Raw genomic sequence first — 6,666 nt, 5'->3', positions numbered from 1 at the left:
TTAACAAACATTTAATGTTTTATGCTGCTTCGGGTTTAATATATTAAAATTTTTTAATATAAATTAAGTTTTGTTTATTAAAATCTTAATATATTTAAAGGGTTAAGTTAACATTAATCAAACTAAATTAGGAAGACGCTATGTCTACCACTATTAATATCAGTTCAGGGCAAACAAGTGCTAATATCAATGTAACGAGTGGCAGCACTTATATAATACAGGATGGAGGGTCTCTTCAGAGTTCTGTTATCGAATCTGGTGCAACTGTAAGTGCCCTAGATTCGTATAGTAATGATACGGACTTCACAGCGGCTATTGATGGTGTGAGTGTCAGTGGCGGAGAGCTTAATCTTTTAGATGATTCGGTTTCGAAAGATGTAACGCTGGATGATGGTGTTGTCAGCGGAACAAGTCAGGCTCGTATTTTTGGTTTAACCGTTAACAGCGGTTCAGCTGCGTTTACAGGTTCATGGTTAAATGATGTCCAGGTCAGTGGCGGTACGCTTAATATTTATGAGAGTGTTACAGTTGATCAGTTAGATGATATTACTGATAACTCTGCTCCATCTAATGGGCCTTTGCTTGTAACGGGTAGTGGTGTTCTTGATATTGGTCTGGGTAACACTATAAGGAAAGGAATAAGCGCTAGCGAAAACGCAGATATTGCCATTAATGGCTCTGGTAATGGTAATACTATTAGTGGTGGAATAGTTTTTAACGGGACCGGTGAAAATACTCTTGATGTAGGTTTTGATAACACAATTTCTGGTGCTATTATTACTTCCGATGTCAATCTGGTTATGTCAGGATATGATTCTGCTACCGGCCTGAATGGTGGAAATACAATTGTTAATGGGATCGTATTTTCAGGTAATGGAAGTAATTATATTGATATAGGTAATTTCAATACTATACTTAGTGGAGTTAGGGTTTATAGTGGAAATGTAAACATAGATGGGGGTGCTAAAGTTGCTGGCGGCAACACAATTCAGTCAGGTCTTTTTGTTTACGGTGATGGATCAAATACTGTAAGTGTTTATAAATACAACACTATTAGTGGTGGTGTTGTGGTTTCAAATGCTGACTTTGATATGGATGGCAGCAATGGTGGTAACACTATTAGCGGCGGTCTGGTTATAAGTGGTAATGGATCACAGCACGTTAATGTAATATCAAATAACACAATCAGTTCCGGAATGACGGTTTCCGGTGCAACGTCAGTTTATATCGGAAATAATAATACTATTACTAACCCGGGCGTTGATAACGGCGGTCTTATAATAACAGATCCTGAACAGACAACCATAGGAAATCAGAATAGCTTTTCAAATGGCGTAACTATTTCAGGTGGCACGCTGAGCTTTGGCTCTCAGAATACCGTTTATAATAATGACTTAAGGCTTGTGGATATAGTAAGCGGAGCCGTGGCGGATAATAATACATTTTATTATAGCACTGACCTTGATGATTCTGATGTCACTTACGGAAATAATAATAGTATTTATGGGGTTAGTGCCAATAATAGTGTTATTGGTATTGGTAACGGAAATACTATATATAGTAGTGGTTTTACAGGTTCTGGTGGGACATTCACTATTGGTAGTGGAAATACTATTTCCGGTGTTAATGTAGCCAATGAGCTGGTTTCTGCCGGTGCCGGAAATAATTTTGTGAGCAATACCTTTATTGGTTCTGGTGCAGTTTTGAGTGCGACAGGTTCTGCTGGTGGTTCCAACCTCCTGAGTTCTGGGACGGTTGCTTCGGGAGGATCCTTGTTTCTTGGTGCCTATGGCAGAATGACTAGCGGGGCTCTGATTGTAAGTGGTGGCGGTATAGCAACTCTTAGTGGTCCTTCGACGGTTGTAAATACTCTCTCTAACTATGGGGGTACGACTTATGTATCCTCCGGCGGGACCGTTGGTACGACAACAATTTCCGGTGGAACTGTAGGGCTTAGTAGCGGCGCAACCATGGTGGGCACTGCTAATATTGGGCAGGATGGTACGCTTGAACTGGCTGGTAACAACGGAACAGGTACGATTACGTTCTCGGGGAGTGAGGAGCATCCTTCTTACGTTGTTCTGAGTGACGATGTTGTTGATGGTAAGTCGACGGTTTCTCAGACATTTTCCGGGTGGGGTACGGGTTATGACCACATTATTTTTAAAGGGCCATTTACAAGCACTAAAGCTACACTGACTAGCAATAATACCATTTCACTGCAGGTGGGTGACACAACATTTACGTTGAATATTCCAGGTATTGGTTCAACGGGATATACATTGCTTGAGCTTGATAATGGTTATATCGACCTGGAGATTTGTTTCCTGGCTGGAACGCTCATTCAGATGGCCTCTGGTTATGTAAAAGTTGAGGAAATTAAAGCTGGCGATAAAATAATGGTTCGGCAGGCAGATGGAAATTTTGCTGAGGAGACCGTAAAATGGGTTGGCAGGAAACACCATAATGTAAGAATTGCACAAAAATATCCTGACCTCGCCGGATATCCTGTTTGTATTAAAAAAGATGCCCTGGCAGAAGGTGTGCCTTTTAAAGATCTTCTGGTTACACCAGAGCATAGTCTCTTTATTGACGGGAATTTTATACCGGTTCGTATGCTTGTTAATGGTGTGAATATTTATTATAATCTGGAAATAAATCAGTATGACTATTATCACATTGAAACAGAGCAGCATGCTGTTATTGATGCGAATGGTGCGCTGACAGAGAGTTATCTGAATACGGGTAATAAAAATTCTTTCAGTAATCCGGGAGGGAGCGACGCCGGCGTTGTTCAGGGGTATTTTGAAAGACCTAAAAGCTGGCTGGAAGATGCAGCTGCGCCTCTGGCTACGCATCGTGAACTTGTTGAGCCTGTATTCAGAAAAATTCTGAACAATTGTCACGCCAGGCAAGTGCAGGCAGAGGCGGAGACAACGCTTAATCCCGATTTATATCTTTATGATCCGGTTACGCGTGCAATGACTTACCCTTTTAAAAAGGACGGTGTGCATGTCTTCTTTACAATAAGGAATGAGGTTTCCAGGGTGTATCTGTCGTCTCTGGCTTCACGACCGGCTGATACAATTGGGCCATTTGTTGATGACCGGCGCGAACTCGGGGTTAGGGTTGGCGATATAGAAGTTCTGAATGATAATGAAATTTTGATTGTTAATGAGCATCTTGAAGATAAAGAGCTGTCGGGATGGTCTGTATATGAAGGGGGTGATGGGCGTTGGACAACGGGGCTCGCTGCAATTGATCTGCCGTCAGGTGTTAGTGGAAAAATGAAGATTGTAAAAATAGATATTTTATCATCTCATAAATATTATATTGAGAGAAAAGAGATACGAAACATTATGCGTGGTTAAAAATAAAGAAGCCCCCTTTTATAAGGGGGCTTTGCTTTTGGGTAATGCAGTGCTGCTACGTTAAGCGGTTAGGATTGATGCTGCGTGCGAAACTATTTTTCGTAAGCAGATCTTTTGCTTTGAAAGCTGAATATGGCAGAATCTTAATATGAATATGATCTGATAATACAAAGAGGCGGAACCAGGGTGGATTAATTATCGGCTTAATATTTAAGGAGGCATAATGTAACGGGTGCATAGCAGGCGTTACATTTTACTTTTTAAAAATATGGCGGAAGGGGTGGGATTCGAACCCACGGTACGGTTGCCCGTACGCCAGTTTTCAAGACTGGAGCCTTCAACCACTCGGCCACCCTTCCTGCTTTCGCCTTGGCCGTCTTATAATCACGACTTTACCCGTCTGTCTAGTCACCTGATGCAAGAAAATTGCATTTATATCGTCTTTAAGTGTTCTTCGGGTTGCTCTGGCGTTGTCAGAGTTGTAGAACCCCAAACTCTAACTCACATTGATCCACTCAGGGACGTGTTATGAAACAGCAGGCAAACCTGATCCGGGCCGGACAGGTCATTGAGCATGACGGCCGTCGCTGGACGGTACTGAAACAGCAGATTATTACCCCAGGTAAGGGTGGTGCATTCATTCAGGTTGAAATGCGCGACCTTAAAACCGGCAATAAAACGAACGAGCGCTGGCGTACAGCTGACAGCGTTGAGCGTCTGATGACCGAGGACAGAGAGTATCTCTATTCCTACACAGACGGCGACTCTCTCGTGCTTATGGACCCCGAGTCTTTCGAGCAGCTTATTATTTCTGTTGACCTTCTGGGCGATCAGGCACCGTTCCTGCAGGATAATATGACTATTAACCTGCATCTGGTTGAAGGTGACCCGGTTGGTGTTGATCTTCCTCCTCAGGTTACTCTCGAGGTGGTTGAAGCTGATCCGGTTGTTAAAGGTCAGACAGCCAGCTCGTCTTATAAACCGGCTAAGCTGTCAAATGGTGTAAAGACCATGGTGCCGCCGTTTATCGAAGCTGGTGAGCGTATCGTGGTCAGAACAGAAGACGCGACTTACGTTGAGCGCGCTAAAAACTAACTTCGGATATTTCTTTCTTTTAGGCAGGACACAGCAGAGTGGCTCTTCGACTTTCCCCCATTATGACGGTGATGCAGGCAGCCGCCCAGAAAGCAGCCAGGCGTCTTCTGCGCGATTTTAACGAAGTCGAACAGCTTCAGGTCAGCATCAAAGGGCCTGGTGACTTTGTTTCACAGGCAGATCTTCGTGCAGAACAAATTCTGCGTGAAGAGCTCGACCGGGCACGGCCTGGTTATGCTTTTCTGATGGAAGAATCAGGCAGCTCAGGGACAGATAACTGGACCTGGCGCTGGGTGGTTGACCCGCTCGATGGCACAACCAACTTTTTGCATGGCATTCCTCACTGGGCTATTTCTATTGGCCTTCAGCGTCGTCTGCCAAATGGTAAAATCGAGCTGGCAGCAGGCCTTGTTTACAACCCTGCTTCTGGCGAAATGTTCCATGCAGAAAAAGGCTCAGGTGCGTTTCTCAATGAGCGTCGTATTCGTGTGTCAGCGCGTCGGGAAATGTCAGAATCACTTTTTGCTACCGGTATTCCGTTTGCAAAAGTGCCTGCCTCACGGCGTTTACCTTTCGCTAAGGTGATGGGTAACCTGATGCCACGCGTTGCAGGTATCCGTCGTTTTGGTGCTGCTGCTCTTGACCTCGCATGGGTTGCGGCCGGGCGTTATGAAGGTTTCTGGGAGTTTGGTCTTAAACCATGGGACTGTGCTGCCGGTATTCTTATCGTGCGTGAGGCTGGTGGTCAGGCGACCAATCCGGCAGGTGAAGATATTGATGATCTGCCAGATGATATCTTCATTGTTGCCGGTAATGGTAATATTTATGGTAAACTGCGTGAAATCGTGGCTGAAAGCCTGACAGACGCCTGATAACGTCGGTTACCGTTTTATTTAAAAAGGCGCTTCCGTCATCGGGGGCGCCTTTTTTTATGCAATTTTTCAGACTTAACCCTCTTTCCCTAATAAGAAAAACAGACCAGAGTTGTGAATATTAGAAAAACAATTCTTATTTTTATGTGAGGGAAATAATAATGTTAAAGCAGGTTTTTAAATTTCAGGGCTCATCGGGAGAAATGCTTGCCGCCAGTCTTGAGCGGCCACACTCAGATGTGCGTGGTTATATTATTTTCGTACATTGTTTTGATACAGAAAAACAGGGCCAGGTTATCTCTGGTATTGCACGAAGTTTTGTGCGTGCAGGGGTAGGTGTTGTATGCCTGAGTGCTGCCGTTATAGAAAAAACAGAAGATATTTTACGTGCTGTGACCGCAATGACCGAAATGGGTATGCAGCCTTTCATGCTCGCCGGGCATAGCCTGGCAGTCGGTACAGTGCTCGACGCAGCTGCCATCAGTGATGAGGTTATTAAGGCCGTTTCTCTGCTTTATCTGCCAGTTGATACAGATCATGCTCTGCGCCAGGATATACTGACACATTTAAAAGAGGTGCCTCAGCCAGTTTTGATTTTAGATGAACCTGATGCTGATGGTGTTGCCTCAGTTACTCAGGATTCAACGCAGGCCAGAAGTTTTATTGCCCTTGATAATGTTGATTACAGATTTTCAGATCATGCTGACGTCGATTATGTTGCAGGCATCATGTCAGTGTGGGGGCAGCGTTATCTGCCTGAGGTGGCAGTTCTGCCAGCTGAGGCCGGGGTGTCAGGTGTAAGCGCTGCTGAAACGGGTATGGGTGCATTTCAGCTGGAGATGCAAAGCGGTAAGCACTATTTTCTGGCAGATGAGCCCCTGTCCTTTGGAGGTAATGATACAGGCCCGGCACCTTATGATTTCCTTGCAGCGGGTCTGGCTGCCTGCACTGTGATGACATTACGTATGTATGCCACGCAGAAAGAGCATAATCTTTATCGTGCATCAGCTTTTGTCGCCTGTAAAAAGAAGCCCGATGGTTCAGGGCATATTTTTGAGCGTACCATTGCCCTTGAGGGTGAACTCGACGATGCGCAGCGTGCAAGATTTATCGATATTGCAGATCTCTGCCCGGTGCATAAAACGCTGGCGAACGGCGCAGAGATTGTTACGCGTCTTAAAGAGTAAGCCGTGCAGGAATGCAGGTTTTTTATATTTTACGTAAATAGAGCAAAAAGAAACAAGCTCCGGCACCTGAGATAAGGATGCCGGTTGGTATCTCCTGAGCTGCAAATAGGCTGTGGCTCAGCAGGTCAGCAAGCATAGCGG

The 6,666-nt window shown here is 44.7% G+C and carries 4 protein-coding genes and 1 tRNA gene; 4 read left to right on the top strand and 1 reads right to left on the bottom strand.

The window, feature by feature from the left end:
* Positions 1–140 precede the first annotated feature (140 nt).
* On the top strand, positions 141–3,371 hold the full coding sequence (locus HK25_RS12005) for a Hint domain-containing protein (RefSeq protein ID WP_086636378.1): 3,231 nt from the start codon (positions 141–143) through the stop codon (positions 3,369–3,371).
* A gap of 269 nt (positions 3,372–3,640) precedes the next feature.
* Here HK25_RS12005 and HK25_RS12000 read toward each other — a convergent pair.
* Positions 3,641–3,730, bottom strand: a tRNA-Ser gene (locus tag HK25_RS12000).
* Between the two features lie 169 nt (positions 3,731–3,899).
* Between HK25_RS12000 and efp the strand changes: the two genes are divergently transcribed.
* The 3 genes from efp to HK25_RS11985 all read left to right on the top strand — a co-directional run bounded on the left by efp (position 3,900) and on the right by HK25_RS11985 (position 6,525).
* Positions 3,900–4,466 carry an elongation factor P gene (gene efp / locus HK25_RS11995; protein WP_086554887.1) on the top strand — a complete coding sequence of 189 codons (567 nt, stop codon included), beginning with the start codon at positions 3,900–3,902 and terminating at the stop codon, positions 4,464–4,466.
* A 62-nt stretch (positions 4,467–4,528) separates the two neighbouring features.
* Positions 4,529–5,338: an inositol monophosphatase family protein gene (locus HK25_RS11990; RefSeq protein ID WP_086554888.1), complete on the top strand. Its 810-nt coding sequence runs from the start codon at positions 4,529–4,531 to the stop codon at positions 5,336–5,338.
* Positions 5,339–5,499: 161 nt separating this feature from the next.
* Entirely contained in the window at positions 5,500–6,525 is a 1,026-nt protein-coding gene (locus tag HK25_RS11985) for an OsmC family protein (protein ID WP_086636377.1), read from the top strand.
* Positions 6,526–6,666 lie beyond the last annotated feature (141 nt).

This window comes from Acetobacter sp. DsW_059 (assembly GCF_002153695.1).
Lineage (GTDB): Bacteria > Pseudomonadota > Alphaproteobacteria > Acetobacterales > Acetobacteraceae > Acetobacter > Acetobacter thailandicus.
Note: the sequence above shows the minus strand (reverse complement) of the source record. Positions and strands in the feature narration are given on the sequence as shown.